This is a genomic window from Baekduia sp. (genome assembly GCF_035685985.1).
GTDB lineage: Bacteria > Actinomycetota > Thermoleophilia > Solirubrobacterales > Solirubrobacteraceae > Baekduia.
Genome location: NZ_DASRZV010000001.1, coordinates 34034 through 56435, shown reverse-complemented (window position 1 = coordinate 56435; position 22402 = coordinate 34034). Strand labels below are relative to the sequence as shown.

The window sequence follows — 22402 nt, the reverse complement described above, 5'->3', positions numbered from 1 at the left end:
CGCGCTCAGGCGCGCCGGGTCGAAGCACTCGCGCGCCAGCTCGACGAGGTCGTCGTGGGTGACCGCCTCGATGTGCTCGACGACCTCGTCGACGCTCAGCAGCGGCAGGTCGCCCAGCAGCGACGCGCCGAGCCGGTTCATGCGCGCGCTCGTGGACTCCAGGGCCAGCACGATCCGCCCCTTGACGTTCTCCTTGGCCCGCGCCAGCTCCTCCGGCGTGGCGGGCTCCTCGCGCAGCTTCTCCAGCTCGCGCGCCACGACCTCCATCGCCGAGCCGACGTTGTCCGGGCGCGTGCCGAGGTAGAGGCCGACCTGCCCGGTCCCGCGGTACAGCGACTGGAACGAGTAGACGGCGTAGGCGAGGCCGCGCTGCTCGCGCACCTCCTGGAACAGCCGCGACGACGACGTGCCGCCGAGGACCGTGTCCAGGATCCGCAGCGCGAAGCGCCGCTCGTCGTCGCGCGCGATGCCGGGCGCGCCCAAGGCCACGTGGTACTGCTCGGTCTCCTTGGCGAGGAAGCGCCGGCGCGCGACGGCCGCGTCGGGGATCGCCAGCGGCGTCGGCGGCGGGCCGCTCGGGGCCGGGTCGCCGATCGTCGCCTGGACCAGCTCGACCAGCCGGTCGTGGTCGACCGAGCCGGCCGCCGCGACCACCACGTTCTGCGCCGTGTAGCGCGCCGCGTGGAAGGCCTTCATCTCGCTGGCGGGCGTGCCCGCGACGACCTCGCGGGTGCCGATGATCGCCCGACCCAGCGGGTGGTCGCCGAAGACGGCCTCGCCGAGCACGTCGAAGACGCGGTCCTGCGGATCGTCCTCGTACATCGCGATCTCCTCGAGGACGATCTCGCGCTCCTGGGCGAGGTCCTCGTCGGCGATCCGCGGACGCCAGACCATGTCGGCCATGACGTCGAACGCGCGCTCCAGGTGCACGTCGAGGACGCGCGAGTAGACCGAGGTGGTCTCCTTGCCCGTCCCCGCGTTGATCTCGGCGCCCATGCCGTCGAAGATCTGGTCGATCTCCAGCGACCCGTAGCGGGCCGTCCCCCGGAACAGCATGTGCTCCAGCAGATGGGACAGGCCCGCGCGGTCGGCGTCCTCGAAGCCCGAGCCCGTCCCGATCCAGAAGCCCAGCGCCGCGGATCGCACCGAGTCCATGGACTCGGTGACGACCCGGACGCCCGAGCCCAGCTCGGTCAGGCGGTGCTCTTCGTGCAAGCGGTCGGCTCGCTCGCTCAGTCGCGATCGGGATCGCGGTCGCTGCGGTGCCGCGGGCGGCCGGAGCCGCGCGGGCGGTCGCCGCGGTCGCCGCCGCCGTCACGGTCGCGGCGCGGCCCGCGGTCGCCGCCGCGCTCACGGCGCGGACCGCCGCCGTTGCCGCCGCCACCGCCGGCGCCGACCTCGGCCAGCTCCTCGACGGACTTGCCCTCGATCTCCGGGTCGGCCGCCAGGCGCAGGCCGATGCGGCCGCGCTCGCGGTCGACCTCGACCACGCGCACGTCGATCTCGTCGCCCTTGTTGAGGACCTCCTCGACCGTGCCGACGCGGTTGCCCGGCGACACGTTGGAGATGTGCAGCAGGCCGTCGGTGCCCTTGGCCAGCTCGACGAAGGCGCCGAACGTGGTGGTCTTGACCACCTTGCCGGAGAACGAGTCGCCGACCTCGACCTCCTTGGTCATCGTCCGGATGCGCTCGGCCAGCTTCTCGCCCAGCTCGCCGTTGGCGGAGTACACGAGCACCTGGCCGTCGTCGTTGACGTCGATCTGGGACTCGAACTCCTCGGAGAGGCCGCGGATCGTCTCGCCGCCCTTGCCGATCAGCAGGCCGATCTTCGACGGGTCGATCTGGACCGTGATGATGCGCGGCGCGTAGGCCGACAGCTGCTCGCGCGGGCCGTCGATCGCGTCCTTCATCTTGCCCAGGATCGACAGGCGGGCCTCCTTGGCCTGGGCGAGCGCGTCGCGCAGGATGTCGAAGGTGACGCCCGTGATCTTGATGTCCATCTGCAGGGCGGTGATGCCCTCGGACGTGCCGGCGACCTTGAAGTCCATGTCGCCGAGGTGGTCCTCGACGCCGGCGATGTCGGTGAGGACGGTGTAGTCGTCGCCCTCCTTGATCAGGCCCATCGCGATGCCCGCGACCGGCGCCTTGATCGGCACGCCCGCGTCCATCAGCGACAGCGAGCTGCCGCAGACCGAGGCCATCGACGAGGAGCCGTTGGACTCCAGGATGTCGGAGACCACGCGGATCGTGTAGGGGAAGTCGTCGACGTGCGGGACGACCGGCACCAGCGCGCGCTCGGCGAGGGCGCCGTGGCCGATGTCACGGCGCTTGGGGCCGCGCATGAAGCCCGCCTCGCCCACCGAGAACGGCGGGAAGTTGTAGTGGTGCCAGTAGAACTTCTTGGTCTCCAGGCCCAGCGTGTCCAGGCGCATCTCCTCCTTGAGCGTGCCGAGGGCGGCGACGCTCAGGGCCTGGGTCTGGCCGCGGGTGAACAGCGCGGAGCCGTGCGTGCGCGGCAGGACGCCGACCTCGATCGTGATCGGGCGGATCTCGGTCTCGGAGCGGCCGTCGGGGCGCTTCTTGTCGCGGGCGATGCGCTCGCGGATGATCTGCTTCTCGAGCTTGGCGAAGGCCGCGGCGGCCTTGCCGCGGTACTCGGCGTAGGTGTCGGCGCCGGGGTCGCCGGAGTACTTCTCCAGCACGGACTCCTCGACGGCCTTGGTCGCGTCCTGGCGCTCGAGCTTGTCGAAGACCTGGGTCGCGGCGTCGAGGTCGGCGCCGTGGGAGGCCTGGATCTCGCCCAGGAGGCCCGGGTCGACCTGCGGCGCCTCGATCTGCAGCTTCGGCTTGCCGACCTTCTCGGCCAGCTCGCGCTGCGCGGCGCACAGCTTCTTGATCGCGTCGTGGGCGATGTCGAGCGCGTCGAGCATCTCCGCCTCGGAGACCTCGTTGGCGCCCGCCTCGACCATCAGGATGGCCTCCTCGGTGCCGGCCACGACGAGGTCGAGGTCGGTGTTCTCGAGGAGGTCCTCCTCCGCCGGGTTGACGACGAAGTTGCCCTCGATCTTGCCGATGCGGACCGCGCCGACCGGCGTGGGCAGCGGGACCTCGGAGATCATCAGCGCGGCGGACGCGCCGTTCATCGCGAGGATGTCGTAGGGGTGCTCGTGGTCGACGCTGAGCGTGATCGTCACGAGCTGCGTCTCGAAGTGCCAGCCCTTGGGGAACAGCGGGCGGATCGGGCGGTCGATCATGCGCGCGGTGAGCGTCGCCTTCTCGCCGGAACGACCCTCGCGCTTGAAGAACGAGCCGGGGATCTTGCCCGCGGCGTACATGCGCTCCTCGACGTCGACGGTGAGCGGCAAGAAGTCGACGTCGCGCAGCGAGCCGACCGTCGCGGTGTTCAACACCATCGTGTCGCCCTGGCGGACGACGACGGCGCCGGAGGCCTGCTTGGCCATCTTCCCGGTCTCGAACGTGATCTCCGTCCCGGAGATCTCCACGGAGACCGTGGTCACGGCGTCATCTGACATATGTCTTCCTTCCTGTGGCCCACGCGTCGGACTCGGCGGGCCGGCTTCTCGTGATTCTTGTCGATCCGAAACTTCGGTCAGTCTACCGTGGGGCGCAGCAATGCAGGGGTTCCTGTCACCCCTGCACGAAGGCCTTCACGAAGCTGACTGGATACCCGTTCGGCGACCGCGGCGCAATGCCGATCGGCCTCGAAGCGTCCGACGTCGAGGCCGAGCCGCTCGCAGCGGGCCCACAGATGCGGGTCGTCGACGTGGCCCTGGTCGGCGAAGAGGCTGTCGTGGAAGGGCCAGAACGCGCCCTGCAGCGCCGCCGCCTCGGCGGCGTGGGCGAGCGCGACGCCGCGCGGGTGGCGCGTCCTCAGCGCGAAGTGGCGGAAGACGACGGGCTCGTCGTGGTCGCGCATCGCCAGCGCCTTGGCCGCGCAGCGCGGGCAGGTGAAGTCGGCGTACATCACCAGCAGCTCCGGGTCGCGCACGTCGCCGCGGACGTGGTCGCTGTCCGTGACCGGCGGGATCGGCGCGCTGGTGAGATCGGGCATCCGCCGTGGACCGTACCTGTGGGCGATGAAGGTCTTCACGCTGCGCCGGTCGCAGGTCCTCCCCGGGACGCCGGAGGAGGTGTTCCCGTTCTTCGCGCGGCCGCGCAACCTGGAGGCGATCACGCCGCCGTGGCTGGGGTTCGAGGTGGTGACGCCCGACGAGGTCGAGATGCGGGTCGGGACGCTGATCCAGTACCGGCTGCGGCTGCACGGGATCGCGCTGAGCTGGCTGACGTCGATCCAGGCGTGGGAGCCGCCGGCGCGGTTCGTGGACGTGCAGGTGCGCGGGCCCTACGCGCTGTGGCATCACACGCACGCGTTCGCGGAGCACGGCCCCGGCGAGACGCTGATGACCGACACGGTGCGGTACGCGATCGGCTGGGGCTTCGCGGGCGAGATCGCCGCGCGGGCGTTCGTGCACCGCGACGTCGCGAAGATCTTCGACTTCCGCCGCGAGGCGGTCGTCGGCGCGCTACGCGGAGGCGGCGGCCAGGCCGTCGAAGATCAGGTTCACGCCGGGCAGGTCCCCGGGTGAGTCGGCCAGGTGCGACCACGTGACCACGCCGTCGGGTCCGACGATGACCAGCGCGCGGTTGGTCATCCCGGCGGGCGCGAAGTAGGCGCCGAGCTTCTTGGACGTCTCGCCCTTGGGCTCGAAGTCCGAGAGCTGCTCGATCGCGACGCCGAGCTTCTCGCGGAAGGCGATCTGCGACGGCGTCGCGTCGGTGGAGACCGCGTACATCACCGCGCCCTCCTCGGCCAGCTCGCCCAGCGCCTCGTGGTAGATCGAGAGCTGGTCTGTGCAGACCGGCGAGAACGCGAACGGGTAGAAGACCAGGACGGTGGTCTTCCCCCGCAGGTCGTCCTGCGTGAAGTCGCTGCCGTCCTCGCGCTTGAGGACGAAGTCCGGGACCGGGGTGCCCGGCGCGATGATCGACATGGCCGGGCGGGAGCGCCGCGCTTAGCGGCGCAGGCCGAGTTCGGCGATGAGCGAGCGGTACTGCTCGAGGTCGTTCTTCTGCAGGTAGTTGAGAAGACGACGACGCTGGCCGACGAGCATCAGGAGGCCACGACGCGAGTGGTGATCCTTCTTGTGCTCGCGGAGGTGCTCGGTCAGATCGTTGATCCGCGCGGTCAGCAGGGCGACCTGAACCCGGGTCGAACCCGTGTCCTGGGTGCTCTCCCCGAACTTCGCGATGATCTCCTGCTTGCGGTCAGCGGTCAGCGTGCTCATGTGCGGCGGAGCAGGTTAGCAGCCGTCAGCCCGAGACGATCTGCCGTGCCTCGTCGACGTCCCGATGCATCTGCTCCACGAGCGCGTCGACGGACTCGAACCGGCGTTCTCCCCGCAAACGACGGAGGAACTCGACGCGGATCCGCGCGCCGTACAGATCGCCCGTCCAGTCGATGAGGAACGCCTCGATCAGCTCGCCGCGGCCGGTGACGAACTGCGGCCGGACGCCGACGTTCGTGGCCGCCGGGACGAGCGTCCCGTCCGGCAGCGCGACACGGCACGCGTAGACGCCGTGGCCCGGCACGACGTAGCCCGGGCGCGGGACGAGGTTGGCGGTCGGGAAGCCGAGCGTGCGGCCGCGCTTGTCGCCGTGCTCGACCTCGCCCTCGACCGCGAACGGCGCGCCGAGCAGCTGGTCGGCGTACTGGACGGCACCGCCGCTCACGAGCCCGCGGATGTGGCTGGAGGAGACGACCTCGCCGTCGACCTCCAGCAGCGGGACGACGCGCGTCTCGAAGCGCGGATCGGCCCGCAGCAGCTCGACGTCGCCCTGCGCCTTGTGGCCGAAGCGGAAGTTCTCGCCGACCGACACGTGCGTCGCCTGGACGCGCTGGACGAGCACGTGCTCGACGAAGTCCTGGGCGCTGCGCGCCGCGAAGTCCCCGTCGAACGGGATGACGACCAGCTCCTGCACCCCGAGCGTCTCGATCAACTCCGCCTTGCGCTCCAGCGTCGTCAACAGCTTCGGCTGGCTCCCCGGCGCGACCACCGACTGCGGATGCGGATCGAACGTCACGACCGTCTCGGCACCCGCGATCACCTCGCGATGCCCGAGATGCACGCCGTCGAACGTCCCGATCGCAACCCGGCGCGGTCGCGGCTCCACGTCGGGGAGATACGTGAGCTTCACGCGGGGAAGCCTATGACGATCGACCCTCGGACCGCGCTCAACCGCATCCGGCGAGGTCGAGGACGGTCGCCTTCTTCTGGCCGGCGGGCCGGACCGAGATGCGCGTGTAGGCCTTGGTGCCGCGGCCGGGGCAGGGCTTCAGGCGGCTGAGACGGACGCTGCCGCCCGACCGTGCGCCCATGTTCCCGACGAACGTCCCGGTGCCCGTGGCGATCGTCGCGCCCCAGCCCTTCCAACGGATCCGGGTGAGCGTCACGCGGGTGGCGCCGACGTCCTCGACGCCCTTCAGCACGAACGTGCACGCCTTCGGCTTGACGACGCGCGCGGGCGTGCCGTGCGCGTCGAGGCACGTCACCACGGCCTTCGACGAGGACGACGGCGCCGCGGCGGCGGCCAGCACGGCCGGGACGAGGATCCAGGGAATCATGCCCGGAAGCCTACGCGGGGCTTGGCGCGCCCGAAGGTGACGAGCGCGACGCAGACGGGGTCGCCGGCGGGGTCGAGCACCAGATGCTCGCCGTCGGGCGCGTCGACCGGGACGAGCCGGCCGTGGCCGGCGCGGGTGGCGGCGTCGGCGTCCAGCGTCAGCGTCGGCAGCACGGAGCGCAGGGCGTCGCCGAGGGCGATGAGCTGCGGTGCGTAGGGCTCGGGGTCCTCTCGGTCGGGCGGCGCGCTCGCGTCGGCCACGCTGAACGGCCCGATGCTCGTGCGGCGCAGCGAGAGGCAGTAGGCGTCGCCCAGGTCCATGATCAAGGACCTGATGTAGGTGCCGGAGGAGCAGGCGATGCGGAAGGCGGCGCGGTCGTCGCCGTCGCGCCAGAGCTGCTCGAAGGCGTCGACGCGGACCTCGCGCTCGGGGACCACGACGTCCTCCCCCGCCCGTGCCCGCGCATAGGCGCGGCGGCCGTCGATCTTGATCGCGCTGTAGGCCGGCGGGCGCTGGCGGACGAGGCCGGTCGGCAGCACCGCGTCGGCGGGCGGCACACGGCCCGTGCGCGCCAGCTCGCCCTCCGGGTCGCCGGTGGTCGACGTCCACCCCAGCTTCGCCTCGGTGACGTACTCCTTGGGCAACTCCATCAGGAACCGCTGGATCCGCGTCGCCCGCCCCACCAACACCAACAACAACCCGGTGGCGAACGGGTCGAGCGTGCCGCCGTGCCCGACCTTCACGCCGCGCCCCAGGGCGCGCCGCACCCGCGCGACGACGTCATGCGACGACGGCCCGGCGGGCTTGTCGACGAGGATCACGCCATCCACGGCGTCCGTCCCTCGGCGGCTACGTCGACGACAGCGCCAGCTGCGCCGCGATCTGCTCGCGCAGGAACGCGACCAGCTCGTCGTCGCCCAGCTCGGTGGTGAAGCCCGCCGCCTGGCGGTGGCCTCCGCCCCCGCCGGCCCGCGCGATCGCGCTCACGTCGACCTCGCCGTCGGTCGACCGCAGCGAGACCTTCTTGCGCACGCCGGAGCCGCCGTTGGCCCCGATCGTCTCGACCTCGCGCGACAGCGCCGCCACCTTCGTCTGCTCCACCGACCGCAGGTGGTCGATGATGCCCTCGGTGTAGGAGTCCTCGGCGCCGACGGCCTCGTAGTCCTCGCGGGTCACCCGCGCGACGGTCAGCGAGCCGCCGTCGTGGCGCTCCACCCGTGCCAGCGCACGCCCCAACAGCTCCAACTTCGCGTAGGGCATGTCCTCGTACAGCCGGCGGTAGATCGCGTGCGTGTCGACGCCCGCCTCGATCAGCTCCGCGGCCATCACGTGCGCCCGCGGCCCGGTGTTCTCGTACATGAACCGGCCGGTGTCGGTGACCAGCCCGACGTACAGCGCCTCGGCGATCTCCTGGTCGGCCTCGACGCCCAGGCGCCGCATGAGGTCCCACACGATCTCGGTCGTGCAGGCGGCCTCGGGGTCCACGAGGTTCACGGTGCCGAAGCGCGTGTTGTCGTGGTGGTGGTCCACGTTGAGGATGTGGACGTCGTCGCCCTTGACGATCCCCAGCGGATTGCGGTCGATGTTCCCGCAGTCGAGGTAGATGATCGTGCGCGACGGGAGATCGGTCGGCGGCACCGTCGAAAGCCCCGCCAGGTCGAAGAAGCGGTACTCGTAGGGCAGCGGGAACTCGTCCGCCGCCATGAGCATCACGGAGTCCTTGCCCAGCGCGGTCAGGATCCGGTGCATGGCCACGAGCGAGCCGAGGGCGTCGCCGTCGGGATGCTCGTGGGTCACCAGGCAGAACCCGGTGCCGGAGCGGATCTCCGCCAGCACCTGGTCGCGCGCCGCCATCGCCGCATCGCCCGCCATCAGCCTTCGTCCTCCGTGACGTCCTCGATCAGCGCCTCCAGCTTGGCGGCGCGCTCGGCGGTGTCGTCGAGCGTGAACTCCAGCGCCGGGGTCCGCTTCAGCCGCAGCTCCCGGGCGACGCGCGCCTGGAGGATGCCGTGCGCGGACGCGAGCCCCTCCAGCGTCGCCGTCTTCTCCTCCGGCGTGCCGAAGACGCTGACGAACACCCGCGCATGGCGCAGGTCAGGGCTCGTCCGCACCTCGGTGACTGTCACGAATCCGACCCGTGGGTCCTTGAGATCTTGGGTGACCGCATCGCCGAGCACTTCGCGGACGGCCTCGTCCACGCGACGCATGCGCGCTCCTCCAGGACTCATCCTAGACCCTTACGGAAATCGGCGAGGCTACGACGGCTGGAGCTGACGCTCCACCTGCCGCGTCTCGTAGACCTCCAGCACGTCGCCCTCCTGGATGTTCTGGAACTTGTCCAGGACGATGCCGCACTCGTACCCGGCGGCGACCTCGCGGGCGTCGTCGTTGAAGCGGCGCAGGGTGTCGATCCGGGTGTCGCCGATGACCGTGCCGTCGCGGACCACGCGGACCTTCGCCCCGCGGCGCACGACGCCGTCGGTGACGTAGGAGCCGGCGATGATGCCGATCTTCGACGCGCGGAACGTCTGGCGGACCTCGACCGTGCCGATCGTCTCCTCGACCTCCTCGGGGGCGAGCAGGCCCTGCATCGCCGCGCGCAGGTCGTCGAGCGCCGCGTAGATCACCGAGTAGTTGCGGATCTCCACGCCCTGGCGGTCGGCCAGCGCGGCGGCGTCGCCCACCGGGCGCACGTTGAAGCCGATGATGACGGCCTCCGACGCGGCGGCGAGCATGACGTCGGACTCGTTGATCCCGCCGACGCCGCTGTGCAGCACGTCGACGCGGACCTCGTCCTGCGGCAGGCGGGCGATCTCGTCCTCCAGCGCCTCGACGGAGCCGGCGACGTCGCCCTTGATGACCAGCGGCAGCTCGGCCAGCTCCTCCTCGCGGGCGCGCTTGAACACGTCCTCGAAGGAGACCTTGCGGCCCGAGCGGCGCGCCAGCGCCTCGGCCTTCTCGCGCGTCTCGCGCTCCTGGGCCAGGCGGCGGGCCTCGCGGTCGTTGGCGACCACGCGGACGACCTCGCCCGCGTCCGGGACGCCGTCGAAGCCGAGGATCTCGACCGGATCGCCCGGCACGGCCTCGGTGACGCGCTCGCCGCGGTAGTCGATCATCGCGCGGACGCGGCCCGGCTCGGCGCCGGCCACGAGCGACTCGCCGACCTTCAGCGTGCCGCGCTGGATCAGGACCGTGACGACCGGGCCGCGGCCCGGGTCGAGCTTGGACTCGATGACGACGCCCGACGCCTCGGCGTTCGGGTTGGCCTCCAGCTCCTCCAGCTCGGCGACCACGAGGATCGTGTCGAGCAGGTCCTCCAGGTTGGTCCGCGCCTTGGCGGACACGTCCACGTACTCGGTCTCGCCGCCCCACTCGGACGGCTGCAGGCCGCGCTGGGTCAGCTCGGTGCGGACGCGGGTCGGATCCGCGCCCTCCTTGTCGATCTTGTTGACCGCGACGATGATCGGGACGTCCGCGGCGTGCGCGTGGTCGATCGCCTCGTCGGTCTGCGGGCGCGCGCCGTCGTCGGCGGCGACCACGATGATCGCGATGTCCGTGACCCGGGCGCCGCGGGCACGCATGGCGGTGAACGCCTGGTGGCCCGGGGTGTCCAGGAAGGTGATGGTCTTGCCGTTGTGGTGGACCTGGTAGGCGCCGATGTGCTGCGTGATGCCACCGGCCTCGCCCGCGGCGACGTCGGTCTCGCGCATCGCGTCCAGCAGCGACGTCTTGCCGTGGTCGACGTGGCCCATGATCGTGACGACCGGCGGGCGCTCGACGAGATCCTCGTCGGCGTCGTCGAACTCCAGCTCGGTGTCGGCCTCGTCGGACAGCGAGACGATCTCGATCTTCTTGTCGAGCGCGTCGGCGATCAGCTCGATCTCGTCGTCGCCCAGCGTCTTGGTCAGCGTCGCCAGGACGCCCATCGACATCAGCTGCTTGATGACGTCCGGCACCGGGACGCCGAGGTACTCGGCGACGTCCTTGACCGTCGAGCCGGAGTTGATCCGGATCGTGTCGGTGCGCGTCAGCTGATCGGCCGCCAGGACCTGCGGCGTGTCCTCCATCGGCGTGCGACGGCGACGGCGACGGCGGCGCGGGGGACGGTTCGGCGCGGGGCCGGGAGGCCCACCGCCGGGACCGCGGCGCGCGGCCTGCGAGTCGATGACGACGCGGCGCTTGCCTGCGCCGGGGCCGCCCTCGGAGCGCATGCCGCCGCGGTTCGGGCGGCCGCCCGCGCTGGACGGGACCGACTGCGTCTCGTCGCGCTTGGGGCGCTTCGGGGGCTCGGGGACGGAGATGATCCGCGGGCCGGCGCCCTTGGCGGGCGGCTCGACGTGCGGGACGATCTTCGGGCCCGTGTCCTTCTCCTTGCCCTTGGCGCCGGGCTTGCCCTTGGCGGCCGGCGTCGCGGCGTCGGCGGGCTTGGCCTCGGCGGCGGGCTGCTCCGGCTCGACCGGGGCGGCGGGCTGCTCGGGCTGGACGATGATCGGCGCGGCGCCACGGCGCGGCGGCTTGTTCGGCGTGCGCTGCGGGACCGACGACGGCGCGCCGGACGGGCGCGGCGCGACCGGGCGCTGCGGCGCGGGACGCTGCGGGGCCTTCGCGGCGGGCTTGGCCGGGGCCGGCTTCTCCCGCCGGGGCGCGGCGGGCTGCTTCGACGCCGCGGGGGCAGGGGCCTGCGGCGCGGCGGCGGCCGGCGCGGGAGCCTGCTTGGGGGCCTCGGTGGCCGGAGCGGCCTGCTTCGGCGCGGCGGCCGGCGTCGTCTCCGGAGCCTTGGCCGCGGGCTGCTCGGCCGGCGGCTGCGCGGCGGCGGGCTGCTGCTGCTGCTCGGTCGGCTGCTGCGGCGCGGTCCGGGCCTGGCCGGGGCCGCTGCGGCCCATCTGGCGGCGCGGATCGACCGGAAGGTCGTCGAGGACGGGACGGCGCGGGACCGGGCGCTGCGGCGCGTTGGCGCCGGAGCCGCCGCGGGCCTGCTGGCCCGAGCCGCCGCCGGCGCCCTGGCCGCGCGCGGGCGCCTGGCCCGGACGCACGGGGGCGCCACGGCCCTGCGGCGGGCGTGCCGGGGTGCCACGGCCGGCGGGAGCCTGGCCGGGACGGACGGGCTGGCCGCGGCCGGCGGGCGGACGCACGGGCTGGCCGCGCCCCTCGGGCGGGCGCACGGGGGCGCCGCGACCGGACGAGGCCGCGTTCGGGCGCGCGGGCGTGCCGCGACCGGCCGGAGCCTCGGTCTCGGACGCGGCGGCCTGGGCCCCGTTGCCGGTGGCCTTCGCGGAGCCGCCGCCGATCGCGCGCAGGGCATCGGCCTCCTCCACGGTGGAGGCGGCGGCCTTCACGTCGAGGCCGGCGGCCTGGAGCTTCTCGAGGACGTCCTTGGAGGACAGCCCCTGCTCCTTGGCGATCTCATGGATGCGCTTCTTTGCCATGCAGTCGAATCGATTCTACGAAGTCTTCGGAAATCTCGGCCGGGCCCCTCAGGGCACGACTCACGGCGCGGCGCTTCACCGCCCGTTCGGCGCACTCGGGGCCGCACACGTAGGCGCCGCGCCCGGGCATTGTGGCAGCGGGGTCCACGACGACCCTGCCACCCACCGACACCAGGCGCAGCAACTCGGGTTTGGGACGGACCGTCCCGCACCCGATGCAGCGCCGGTGCGGACTAGAGGTTACGACGCCGGCTCCTCGGCCTCGTCGGTCGCGTCCGCGGAGTCGACCTCGCCGTCTGGCTCGGCCGCCTCCGGCGCGGGCTCCAGGCCCTCCTCGGCGACCTCCGCCTCGACGGCGATCTCACCGTCCTCGACGGCCACCTCGCCCTCCTCGACGGCGATCTCGCCGTCCTCGACGGCCACCTCGTCGAACTCGCCCTCCTCGGGCTCGGCGCTCTCGTCGACCGCGATCTCCTCCTGGTCGCCGTACAGCTCCTCGGCCCGGGTGACGATGTCGACGACGTCGTCCCAGGTCTTGTCGGGATCCGAGAGGTCCGCGATCTCCTCGTCGGAGAGCGGCTCCAGGATCGCGACCGCCGCGGTCGTGAACCGCGACAGCGCCTGATGCTTGGGCAGGCCGCAGAACGGCGAGCCCGGCAGCGCCTCGTTCGGGCAGCGACGCCCGCGCACGCTGATCGCCTGGCAGCGGCCGCCGACCTCCTCGACGGCGCCGTCGAAGTCCTCGTCGGTCTGCGTCGCGGTCTGCGCGAAGTCGGTCTCGGACTTGATGTCGATCCGCCAGCCGGTCAGGCGGGCGGCCAGGCGCGCGTTCTGCCCCTCGCGCCCGATGGCCAGCGAGAGCTGGTCGTCGGGGACGATGACCGTCGCCTGCTTGGACTCGTCGTCGACGAGCACCTCGCGGACGCGGGCGGGGCTCAGGGCCTTGGCGACGAACCGGGCGGGCTCGTCGTTGTAGGGGATGATGTCGATCTTCTCGCCGCGCAGCTCGGAGACGACCATCCGCACGCGGGAGCCGCGCGGGCCGACGCAGGCGCCGACCGGGTCGACCCCGTCGGCATGGCTGACGACGGCGATCTTGGAGCGGTAGCCGGGCTCGCGGGCGACGTTGGCGATCTCCACCAGCCCGTCGGCGATCTCCGGGACCTCCAGCTCGAACAGCTTCTTGATCAGCTCGCCGTCGCGGCGGGAGACGATGATCGACGGCCCCTTCGTGGAGGGCGAGACCTCCTTGATGACCGCCTTGACGCGCTGGCCGTGGTCGTAGCGCTCGCCGTCGACCTGCTCGCCCTTGGGCAGCAGCGCCTCGACGCGGTCGCGCAGCTGGACCAGCGTGTAGCGGGAGTCCGACTGCTGGACGATGCCGGTGATCAGCTCGCCGACGCGGTCGCGGAACTCCTCGAACATCATGTCGCGCTCGGCCTCGCGGATCCGCTGCAGGATGACCTGCTTGGCGGTCTGCGCGGCGATGCGGCCGAAGTCCTCGGGGGTGTCGTCGATCTCCTCGATGCGGTCCCGGTACTGCTCGAACTTCGCCGGGTCGATCTCGGGGTCCTGCGGCTCGACCTTCTCACCGGTCTCGGGGTCGTAGTACGACTCCTCCTCGATGGTCTCACCGATCAGCTCCGCCTCCAGGTCCTTCGGGATGCGGTAGCGGATGACGACGAAGTCACCGGTCTCGTGGTCGACCTCGACGCGCGCGTAGCGGGCGGCGCCGGGCAGCTTCTTGTAGGCCGAGAGGAGCGCGTCTTCCAGCGCGGTCATGAGCTTCTCGGGGGAGATGCCCTTCTCGCGCGCCAGCGCGGTCATGGCTTCCAGGATCTCGCGGGACATGAGGCTCCGATGCTCCTAGGACTCGACGAGGTTGGACCGGGAGATGTCGCTGTACGGGATCGTCACGACGCCGGTGCCGGCGGCGACCGTGACCTCCGTCTCGGAAGCTCCCACGAGCTCGCCGGTGAACGACTTGTGGCCATCGTGCTCGGCGCGCGTGCGCACCTTCGCTCGATGACCGATGAACCGCCGGAAGTGCTCCGGCTTGCTGAGGGGCCGCTCGGGTCCGGGCGAGGACACGGTCAGGCCGTGCTCCTCCAGCAGCTCCGGGAGCGCGTTCGTGACGCGCTCGCAGAGGTCGAGCGTGACCCCTTCGGGGTGGTCGATGTAGAGCTCGACCGTGTCGCCGCGCAGCTCCGCGCTGAGGACCTCGACCTCCGGCTCGCGCTCGGCGAGCTTGGCCTCGATGTCGTCCTGGATCGTGCTCATGTTCAACCCTCCCCTCTCAAATGAAAGAGCGGGCTCACGCCCGCTCCCTGTACATCATCGGCGGTCGCCCGCCGACACGGAAGTTGTCCAGCGAGAATAGCAGCATGGAGCAGCCTTCGAGGGACGTCGTCGCCGCCGTGACGGCGTTCTTGCAGCAGTCCGGCGTGGCGTTTCGCGAGGTGGCCGCGGGCGAGTGGGGACTGGCGGTCGACGGCGCGAATGTGGGGCTCCGGCTCAGCGGTGGGCTCTTGCGCGCGCAGTGCTGGGCGGCGCCTCCGGGGGTCCATGACGCCCACCGGTTGTTGCACGCCAACCGGCTGGGAGCGCTCGCGCGGTACGCGCACTCCTCGGGCGGTGACGTGTGGGTTCAGGCGGAGATCCCGGAGGCGGCGGCCGGTGACGCTGACGCCTTGGATCGGATGCTGGGCGCGGTCGTGGAGGCGCGAGCGCGGCTGGTGTCCGGCGCGGGCTCGGCGGGTGGCGCGGAGCGGTCGTGGGCAAGCCCATCGAGCGAGTGAGGCCGGGTGGGCGTGCCGGCGTCTGGTGTCGTTCGCGGCCGGGGCGCCGGGCCCAGAGGGCGCGGGACGCTGGGGCGGGACCGGCATCCAGACCTGTAGCGTCCTCAAGATCGATGGCAGCCTGGGGTCGCCAGGCGCCCTCGACGTGCCACTCGTCCGCGCAGAGCCGAGCCGGGTGTGATGTCGGGCGACAGAAGCACCACCCTCGCCCCGACCCCTACGCCGCCCGGCGCCGCGACTGGTCCCGGTACTTCGCGTAGTCCTTGCGCTGCGGCTGCAGCGTCGCCGCGAGCGCCAGCGGCTTCAGCGCCTCCGCGTGCTGCCCCAGCTGCTGCAGCGACCGGCCGAGGCAGAACAAGGCGTAGTCGTTGGTCGGCGCGTGGTCCACGACGGCCTCGAACTCCTCGGCGGCCTCCGAATAGCGCTGCGCTCCGAAGAGCGCGCGGCCGTAGGCCTCGCGGACGGAGTCCTTGTCGGGCGCCAGCTCCCGGGCGCGGCTGAGCGGCACGGTCGCCGCGTGATGGTCGCCCGCCTCCAGGAGCTGGGTGCCTTGCTGAAACAGCTCGTAGGCGCCTGGCTCGGTCATGGCGGATCATGTTAGGACGCGCGGCGGCGGGGCCTGCACGCCTCACGCAGCTCCGCGAGCCGCGGCGGCAGGGCCCACAGCGCGCGCAGCCGGCCGCCCAGGCCGAGGCCCGCGGCCAGCTCGCGGCGCAGCGCGCGACGCTGCGTCGGCGTCGGCGCCGCGTCCGGATCGGGGCCGTAGCGCGCGACCCGCAGCGCCCGCACGTAGCCCAGCGCGCCGTCGGATCCGGCGAGCATGCGCTCGACGCGCGCGAGCGTCAGATCGTCCCCCACCGTTCGCCCCGACCGGCGCAGCGCCAGCCGCAGCTCGGCGATCTCCGCGTCGCCCGTGGCCGCCAGCCGCCGCGCCCGCCGCCACGACGCCAGCCACGTCCCGAGCGCCAGGAGCAGGACCACGGCCGCCAGGACGTACCAGCCGGTCGCCCCACCGCCCGCCGCGGAGGCGACGTCGGCGTGGCCGCCGGCGGTCGGGTCCGAGCGACGGTCGCTCGTCGCCGCGGAGCGGTCCTTCGTGGTCGAGCCCGACGTCTTCACGGCCAGCGTGTCGGTCTGCTGGCCGCGGGCGGGCGAGTCGCCGGGCGTCGGGTCGAACGTCACCCAGCCGATCCGCGGGAAGTACACCTCGACCCAGGAGTGGGCGTCGAGGTCGCGGATGATGTGGTCCTTGCCGTCGCGCGAGCCCGGCGAGAAGCCCGCGACCACGCGCGCCGGGACCCCGCCCATGCGCAGCAGCAGCGCCGTGGCGCCCGCGAAGTGCTGGCAGTACCCGGCGTGGTCGCGGAACAGGAACGCGTCCAGCGGCTCGAGCTTGCCCGGCGACGGCGGCGTCTCCGTGTAGCGGGCGTCGCGCTGCACGCGGGCCATCACGTGCTGGACGAAGTCATAGGGGTCGGTCGAGCCGCCCGCGAGCTCCTGGGCCAGCTCCCACTCGCGGGCGTAGCGCGACGCCGCCATCGCCTGGTCGACGTCGTACATCCGGTAGCCCTGCCGGCCGATCGCCACCGACGGCGCGGAGCTGCCCCACGGCGCGACGTGGACCTCGAGCTTGTCGCCGTCGTCCTCCGGGATCTCCAGCGCGAGCTTCGACAGCGCGAAGTAGGGGTAGTCGGTCGGCGCCGCCTTCATCTCGATCATCGTCGGCCGCGGGTAGTAGACGAGCGCGTCGTACCCGTCGCCGCGGCGCAGCGGCTTGCCGATCGCCTGGAACGTCCCCGGCGTCGCCTCGGCCACCTTCTTGCTGGAGCGGTTGACGAACGCCGTCGTCCCCGCCGTCACGAACTGCTTGCTCTTCAGGCCCTTGACGTCGACGTGGATCGTCTGGGTCCAGCCCGGGTGCGCGTAGGCGTACTGGGTGTCGTCGGTCCCGGCCGGCCTGCTCTTGGCCTGGACCCACTCGCGCCCGTCGAAGTCCTCCAGGTTGGCGGTCTTGTAGTACAGGTCGCCCCGTGAGCGGATGCGGGCCAGCTCCAGCCCGTCGCGCGGCCAGTCCAACGGCGAGTAGCTGTGGTTCCAGTCGAAGGTGGTGGACTTCCCGCCCTGCAGCGACTCGGCGATGGCCTCGTAGTCCACCCACGGCCGCGGGGAGTCCAGGTGCGGCGCGAGGATCGCCGACGCCACGACCGCGCCGACGGCCAGCACGGCCGCGAGCGGCGCCTCCTTGCCGGAGAGGCGGTCGCCCCACAGCAGCGCCGCCAGCAGCAGCGCGAAGACCGCCCCGTCCGCGTACGGGTGGTCGGGCCGGTGCTCGACGATCGCCGTGACGTACATCATCGTCAACGTGAACGCGGCCCCGAACGGCCACGGCCGCGGCGCCAGCGCGAAGGTCGCCGAGCACAGCAGCATCACGCCGCCGCCGACCAGCAGCACGATCCGCACCCACTCGTCGCTGCCGCGGTAGGGCATCCGCAGCGCCGGCAGCGTGCCGATCGCGTTGCCGAGGTGGACGGCCAGCGTGTCCCAGCGATCGGGCCGCAGGTAGCGGCTCGACATCCCGCAGAGCACCAACATCACCAACAGCGCGACGACGACGATCGCGGCGATCGCGCCCCAGCGCTCGGTCCACGTCGGCCGCTCCAGCGCCGTGGCCACCAACACGCCGCCGACCATGGCCACCAGGTAGAGCGCGACCAGCTTGCCGGTCTCCGCGGGCCGGACGACGCCCGCCCACTGCACGGCGCAGAACAGCCCCAGCGCGCCGATCGCGCAGAGCCGCAGCATCCACGGCGAGACCCGGGCGCCGGGCGCCGGCCGGGCGGCGGCGGGTGCGGGGATCGCCGTCATGCGGCCGCCGGACGGGTCGGGCTCAGGTCCGCGCGGCGCGCCTTCGACAGCTCGTAGCCGAGGCAGTCGGCGACCGCGAAGGCCGGGCGCCGGCCCGCGATCGGCCCGGGGACGACGAGCACGCGGCCGCCGCCCGGCGCGTGGGCCAGCGCGCGCGGCGGCCGCGTGAGGCGGCGCGCGGCGACGTAGACGATCGGGCCGCGACGGGTGGCCAGGCCGGTCAGCGGCGGCGGCGTGTCGCCGTCGACGAGCGCCAGCCGCGCGTGCAGATGCGCCCATCCGACGAGGCCGGGGTCCAGCGCGGCGGGCCGGCGGTCGCCGGGGATCAGCAGCGCGCACCCGCCCGCGCGCGCGAGATGCACGGCCAGCGACGCGGCGGCGCGCACCGCCGCGTCGAGGTCCTCCTCGGCGGCCGCCGCGCGCGGGTCGAGCACGACCAGCGGGCGCGTGTCGCTGTCGTCGCGCAGCCGACGCTCCAGCGGCTCGCCGCGCTTGGCGATCGACGGCCAGTAGATCCGCGACGCCGACGTCCCCTCGCGCGCCTGGCGCAGCCCGTCCAGCTCGACCTCCGCGGCGACCGACGTGCGCCGCCCGAGCGTCAGCGCGCCCGTGCCGTCCTGCCCACCGCCGGGCGCGACGACCGGCTCGATGCGCGGCAGGATCAGCACCTCGTCGGGGTCGATCCGCGGCCCGCGCGCGATCCGCACCAACAACCCGAAGGGGTCGCGCACCGCCACGCGCGGCGGCGCGAGGACCTTGCGCCCGCGGCGCTCGAAGCGCACGTCGATCCGCACGCGCGTGACCCGCCGGCCGGTGGCCAGCGGCGCCAGCGCGGGCAGCAGCGCGTCGAGCACCCCGCCGGTCGGCAGCGGCCGCGGCGACGTCACGACGATCTCGACCGGGACGGCCTGCTCCTCCATCGCGCGCGTGACGCCGACCGTCCGCGTGGCCCGCACGCCCCGCGTGCCGACCACGACCCAGACGACCGCGCCGAACGACAGCACCAGGAACGCGGAGCCCGCGACGTACAGCGGCTCGGCGTCCAGCAGCCCGGCGCAGACGATCAGCACCACGCCCAGCGCCGCGGTGCGCAGGAGCGGGCGGACGGTCTCCTGCACGGGCGCCCTCCCCTACATCGCCGGCGTGTTGGCCAGCGCGTCGGCGACGATCTGCTCCGGCGTCGCGTCCAGCGCCTCGGGCGCCAACACGATCCGGTGCGCGAGCACGACGCGCGCGAGCGCCTGCACGTCGTCGGGCAGCGCGTGGTCGCGGCCCTGCAGCAGCGCCCGCGCCTTGGCGGCGCGCAGCAGCATCAGCCCCGCGCGCGGCGACGCCCCCAGCTCGGTGCGCGCGTCGTCGCGCGTGCGCTGGAGCAAGGCCACGATGTAGCCGCGCAGGCGGTCGGAGACCGTGATCCGCTGCGTGATCTCGATGGCATCGAGAACGTCGGCGGCCGAGGCGACCGGCTCCATCCGGTCGACGCGGTCGCCCGCCTCGTGCGAGCGCAGCATGTCGACCTCGGCGGCCGGCGTCGGGTAGCCGAGCGTCAGCCGCGCCATGAAGCGGTCGACCTGCGCCTCGGGCAGCGGGTAGGTCCCCTCGAACTCGACCGGGTTCTGCGTGGCCAGCACGACGAACGGCCGGGCCAGCTCGTGGGAGTGGACGTCGACGGTCACGCGCCGCTCCTGCATGCACTCCAACAACCCGGACTGGGTCTTGGGCGAGGCGCGGTTGACCTCGTCGACGAGCACGACGTTGGCGAAGATCGGGCCGGGCCGGAACTCGAAGCGGTCCTCGCGCTGGTTGAAGACGTTGGTGCCGACCACGTCGGCGGGCAGCAGGTCGGCCGTGCACTGCACCCGCTGGAACGCGAGGTCGGTCACGCGCGCGATGGCGCGCGCGAGCGTCGTCTTGCCCACGCCCGGCAGGTCCTCGATCAGCACGTGGCCCTCGGCCAGGACGCAGACCAGCAGGTCCTCCAGCACGTCCTGGCGCACCTCGACGGCGTCCCGGACCGCCTCGGCGATGCGGCGCGCGAGCAGCCCGGCGCGAGCGACCTCGCTGCCGTCGAGGCCCTCAGCGCTCACGCCGCGCCCCTTCCCCCGCCGCGCGAACGCGCCCCCGGCGAGCGCGTGCCGCCACGGCGAGCACTCCTGGGCGCGTCCCGCGGCCCGCTCTCATCGGGCGGCCGCTCCGGCGCGCAGGCGGTCGACGGTCGCGAGGATCGCGCGGGCGACCTCGGCCTTCGTCCCGCGCGGCACCGGCTCGTCGCCCGCCACGGTGACGATCGTCACCTCGTTGTCGGTGGCATCGAAGCCGATGCCGGGCTGGCTGACGTCGTTGACCACCACCGCATCCAACCCCTTGCGCGCGAGCTTGTCGCGGCCGTACTCCAGCGCGCCCGCGCCATGTTCGGCGGCGAAGCCGACCAGCGTCTGGTCGGGCCGCCGCCCGGCGGCCAGGCCGGTCAGCACGTCCTCGGTCTTCTCCAGCGTCAACACCATGTCGTCGCGCTCGGTCTTCTTCAGCTTGCCCTCGTGGGCGGCGGCCGGCCGGAAGTCGGCGACCGCGGCGCTCATCACGAGGACGTCGCAGCGCGCGAACGCTTCCCGGCAGGCGTCGCCGAGCTGGGCCGCCGTCTCGACGTCGACGTAGGAGATCGCCCCGCCCGCCCGGCGCGGCAGCGAGACGTTGGCCGCGACGACCGTGACCTCGGCGCCGAGCGCCGCCGCCTCCTCGGCGACCGCGAAGCCCATGCGACCCGACGAGCGGTTGCCGACGTAGCGGACCGCGTCGATCGGCTCGCGCGTGCCGCCGGCGGTGACGAGCACGCGCAGGCCGTCCCACGGACGCGCGCCCGCCGGGACCACGGCCTCGAACGCCGCGACGAGGTCGGCGACGTCGGCCAGCCGGCCCGTCCCCCACTCGTGCTTGGTCGCCAGCGCGCCGGTCGTCGGGTCGATCACGGTCACGCCGCGCTCGGCCAACAGCGACAGGTTGGCCCGCGTCGCCGGGTGCTCCCACATGTGATGGTTCATCGCGGGCGCGACGAGCACCGGGCAGGAGGCGGCGAGCGCCGCCGACGTGAGCAGGTTGTCGGCCAGCCCGTGGGCGAGCTTGGCGATGGTGTTGGCCGACGCCGGCGCGATCAGGTACGCGTCGGCGTTGCGGACCAGCTCCAGGTGCGAGGCCGGGTCGTGCGTCGGCGCGGCCTGGTCCGGGAACGCGCCGCGTGCCGGGTCGCGCTCGAACTCGTCGACCAGCACCGGGGCGCCGGTCAGCGCCGCGAAGCTCGCGGCGCCGACGAAGCGCTGGGCGGTGGGCGTCTGCACGACGCGGACCGCGTGCCCGGCCTTGGTGGCCAGGCGCACGACCTCCAGCGCCTTGTAGGCGGCGATGCCCCCGCTGACGCCGAGCAGGAGACGCGCCATGACCAGGTCCTAGCGGTACTGGTACTTGATCTTGCCCGCGGCGACTTCCTCGAGCGCGATCGTCAGGTAGTTCTTGGAGACGGTCTCCACCATCGGCGGCGGGAACTCGTCGAACGTCCCCTCACCCAAGTTGTGGTAGTACGAGTTGATCTGACGCGCGCGCTTGGCGGCGACGAGGACCGACGCGTAGTTGGAGTCGACGTGGTCGAGCAGCTTGTCGATGCGGGGGCTGATCACGCGCTAGATGGTACCGCGCACGATCGCCTCCAGGGCGTCGGCCGCGTCGGTGAGCCGGTCGTTGACCACGACGTGCTCGAACTCGTCGGCCGCGGCCAGCTCGTCCTCGGCCACCTTGAGGCGCCGCTCGATCTGCTCGGGGTCGTCGGTGCCGCGCCCGATCAGGCGCTCGCGGAGCACGTCGTCGGACGGCGGCTTGATGAAGATCTGCTTGGCGTCGGGCAGCGACTCGCGCACCTGGCGCGCGCCCTGCACCTCGATCTCCAGGACGACCGGGCGACCGCCGGAGGTGTGGCGGTCCAGCTCCTCGCGCAGCGTGCCGTAGCGACGGCCGGAGTACTCGGCCCACTCGACGAAGTCCCCGTCGGCGACGTGTCGGGCGAACTCGTCGTCGGAGATGAAGTGATAGTCCTCGCCCTGGGTCTCGCCCGGGCGCGGCAGGCGCGTCGTGGCCGACACGCTCATCGCCAGCTCGGGCACGCGCTCGCGCAGCAGGCGGATGAGCGTGCCCTTGCCGACCCCCGAGGGGCCGGTGATGACGAACACACCCGGCATTCGGATGGAACCCGCGCGCGGCGCCGGCGGGGCTACTTGCGCAGCATGCTGACCAGCTCAGCACGCTGGCGATCGGACAGGCCGCCGATCGTCTTGCTCGGCGAGATCCGGCAGGTCTGCAGGATCTTATTGGCCTTGACGCGCCCGTACTTGGGCACGGCCAGGAGCATGTCGAAGACCTTCGCGGTCTCGAGGAACTCGGGCGGCTCGAGGAGAAGTTGGTGGATCGACACTCGACCGGCCTTCAGGTCGCGCTTCAGCTGCGCGCGACGGGTGCGGATGACGTTCGCCTTCTGGAGGGCGTCCATCCGCTGGTTGAGGCTGCGTTCGGGTGCCGCCGTGTGCTTGGTGGGCGAGTTGGCGGCCGGCGACATCGGGGCGCCGATACTACACGGCCAAGACCCTCCGGCAAGGCGCGGTCGGGCAATTCGCCTGGACCTCGACCTG

Annotated in this window: 24 protein-coding genes; 2 read left to right on the top strand and 22 right to left on the bottom strand. The window is 72.8% G+C overall.

The window, feature by feature from the left end; translation table 11 throughout:
• The 3 genes from VFG42_RS00290 to VFG42_RS00280 all read right to left on the bottom strand — a co-directional run.
• Positions 1-1215, bottom strand: a 1215-nt coding sequence (locus tag VFG42_RS00290) for a pitrilysin family protein (RefSeq protein ID WP_324904007.1), incomplete at its 3' end; no start/stop codon positions are given.
• Positions 1216-1232: 17 nt separating this feature from the next.
• The gene (locus VFG42_RS00285; protein ID WP_324904004.1) at positions 1233-3533 is read right to left on the bottom strand and encodes a polyribonucleotide nucleotidyltransferase; all 2301 of its coding nucleotides are present in this window, start codon (positions 3531-3533) and stop codon (positions 1233-1235) included.
• Positions 3534-3610: 77 nt separating this feature from the next.
• Positions 3611-4072, bottom strand: coding sequence for a DsbA family protein (locus VFG42_RS00280; RefSeq protein WP_324904001.1), 462 nt, complete (start codon positions 4070-4072; stop codon positions 3611-3613).
• A gap of 25 nt (positions 4073-4097) precedes the next feature.
• Between VFG42_RS00280 and VFG42_RS00275 the strand changes: the two genes are divergently transcribed.
• Positions 4098-4607, top strand: coding sequence for an SRPBCC family protein (locus tag VFG42_RS00275; RefSeq protein ID WP_324903999.1), 510 nt, complete (start codon positions 4098-4100; stop codon positions 4605-4607).
• On the opposite strand, the gene VFG42_RS00270 is transcribed toward VFG42_RS00275, so the two are convergent.
• The 11 genes from VFG42_RS00270 to rimP are packed head-to-tail and all read right to left on the bottom strand — an operon-like array spanning position 4545 to position 14349.
• Entirely contained in the window at positions 4545-5012 is a 468-nt protein-coding gene (locus VFG42_RS00270) for a redoxin domain-containing protein (protein WP_324903997.1), read from the bottom strand. The genes VFG42_RS00275 and VFG42_RS00270 overlap by 63 nt on opposite strands.
• A 21-nt stretch (positions 5013-5033) precedes the next feature.
• Positions 5034-5306, bottom strand: a complete 273-nt coding sequence (rpsO, locus tag VFG42_RS00265; RefSeq protein ID WP_324903995.1) for a 30S ribosomal protein S15 — start codon at positions 5304-5306, stop codon at positions 5034-5036.
• A gap of 25 nt (positions 5307-5331) precedes the next feature.
• Positions 5332-6216 carry a bifunctional riboflavin kinase/FAD synthetase gene (locus VFG42_RS00260; protein ID WP_324903993.1) on the bottom strand — a complete coding sequence of 295 codons (885 nt, stop codon included), beginning with the start codon at positions 6214-6216 and terminating at the stop codon, positions 5332-5334.
• A gap of 37 nt (positions 6217-6253) precedes the next feature.
• Positions 6254-6643 (bottom strand): hypothetical protein, encoded by a 390-nt coding sequence (locus VFG42_RS00255; RefSeq protein WP_324903991.1) that lies wholly within the window; start codon positions 6641-6643, stop codon positions 6254-6256.
• Entirely contained in the window at positions 6640-7473 is an 834-nt protein-coding gene (truB, locus tag VFG42_RS00250; RefSeq protein WP_324903989.1) for a tRNA pseudouridine(55) synthase TruB, read from the bottom strand. Before truB ends, VFG42_RS00255 begins: the two co-directional genes overlap by 4 nt.
• A gap of 19 nt (positions 7474-7492) precedes the next feature.
• Complete coding sequence (locus VFG42_RS00245; protein ID WP_324903988.1) at positions 7493-8515, bottom strand: DHH family phosphoesterase; 1023 nt, start codon at positions 8513-8515, stop codon at positions 7493-7495.
• A complete protein-coding gene (rbfA, locus tag VFG42_RS00240) occupies positions 8515-8871 on the bottom strand; it encodes a 30S ribosome-binding factor RbfA (protein ID WP_324903985.1) in 357 nt (118 codons plus the stop codon). Before rbfA ends, VFG42_RS00245 begins: the two co-directional genes overlap by 1 nt.
• 27 nt (positions 8872-8898) lie before the next feature.
• Positions 8899-12069 (bottom strand): translation initiation factor IF-2, encoded by a 3171-nt coding sequence (gene infB / locus VFG42_RS00235; RefSeq protein WP_324903983.1) that lies wholly within the window; start codon positions 12067-12069, stop codon positions 8899-8901.
• Positions 12047-12286 (bottom strand): YlxR family protein, encoded by a 240-nt coding sequence (locus VFG42_RS27360; RefSeq protein WP_349260361.1) that lies wholly within the window; start codon positions 12284-12286, stop codon positions 12047-12049. Before VFG42_RS27360 ends, infB begins: the two co-directional genes overlap by 23 nt.
• Positions 12287-12309: 23 nt before the next feature.
• The gene (gene nusA, locus VFG42_RS00230) at positions 12310-13920 is read right to left on the bottom strand and encodes a transcription termination factor NusA (protein ID WP_324903981.1); all 1611 of its coding nucleotides are present in this window, start codon (positions 13918-13920) and stop codon (positions 12310-12312) included.
• Positions 13921-13935: 15 nt separating this feature from the next.
• Complete coding sequence (gene rimP, locus VFG42_RS00225) at positions 13936-14349, bottom strand: ribosome maturation factor RimP (RefSeq protein WP_324903979.1); 414 nt, start codon at positions 14347-14349, stop codon at positions 13936-13938.
• A 104-nt stretch (positions 14350-14453) separates the two neighbouring features.
• Between rimP and VFG42_RS00220 the strand changes: the two genes are divergently transcribed.
• On the top strand, positions 14454-14867 hold the full coding sequence (locus VFG42_RS00220; protein ID WP_324903977.1) for a hypothetical protein: 414 nt from the start codon (positions 14454-14456) through the stop codon (positions 14865-14867).
• A gap of 217 nt (positions 14868-15084) precedes the next feature.
• Here VFG42_RS00220 and VFG42_RS00215 read toward each other — a convergent pair whose 3' ends face one another.
• The 8 genes from VFG42_RS00215 to mihF all read right to left on the bottom strand — a co-directional run bounded on the left by VFG42_RS00215 (position 15085) and on the right by mihF (position 22329).
• On the bottom strand, positions 15085-15453 hold the full coding sequence (locus VFG42_RS00215) for a tetratricopeptide repeat protein (RefSeq protein WP_324903975.1): 369 nt from the start codon (positions 15451-15453) through the stop codon (positions 15085-15087).
• Between the two features lie 11 nt (positions 15454-15464).
• On the bottom strand, positions 15465-17732 hold the full coding sequence (locus VFG42_RS00210) for a transglutaminase-like domain-containing protein (RefSeq protein WP_324903973.1): 2268 nt from the start codon (positions 17730-17732) through the stop codon (positions 15465-15467).
• Positions 17729-18850: a DUF58 domain-containing protein gene (locus tag VFG42_RS00205; RefSeq protein WP_324903971.1), complete on the bottom strand. Its 1122-nt coding sequence runs from the start codon at positions 18848-18850 to the stop codon at positions 17729-17731. Before VFG42_RS00205 ends, VFG42_RS00210 begins: the two co-directional genes overlap by 4 nt.
• A 12-nt stretch (positions 18851-18862) precedes the next feature.
• The gene (locus VFG42_RS00200) at positions 18863-19819 is read right to left on the bottom strand and encodes a MoxR family ATPase (RefSeq protein WP_324903969.1); all 957 of its coding nucleotides are present in this window, start codon (positions 19817-19819) and stop codon (positions 18863-18865) included.
• 90 nt (positions 19820-19909) lie between these two features.
• On the bottom strand, positions 19910-21163 hold the full coding sequence (coaBC, locus tag VFG42_RS00195) for a bifunctional phosphopantothenoylcysteine decarboxylase/phosphopantothenate--cysteine ligase CoaBC (protein ID WP_324903967.1): 1254 nt from the start codon (positions 21161-21163) through the stop codon (positions 19910-19912).
• A 9-nt stretch (positions 21164-21172) separates the two neighbouring features.
• A complete protein-coding gene (rpoZ, locus tag VFG42_RS00190) occupies positions 21173-21400 on the bottom strand; it encodes a DNA-directed RNA polymerase subunit omega (protein WP_324903965.1) in 228 nt (75 codons plus the stop codon).
• Positions 21401-21403: 3 nt separating this feature from the next.
• On the bottom strand, positions 21404-21955 hold the full coding sequence (gene gmk / locus VFG42_RS00185; protein ID WP_324903963.1) for a guanylate kinase: 552 nt from the start codon (positions 21953-21955) through the stop codon (positions 21404-21406).
• A gap of 32 nt (positions 21956-21987) precedes the next feature.
• Positions 21988-22329: an integration host factor, actinobacterial type gene (gene mihF, locus VFG42_RS00180; RefSeq protein ID WP_324903961.1), complete on the bottom strand. Its 342-nt coding sequence runs from the start codon at positions 22327-22329 to the stop codon at positions 21988-21990.
• Positions 22330-22402 lie beyond the last annotated feature (73 nt).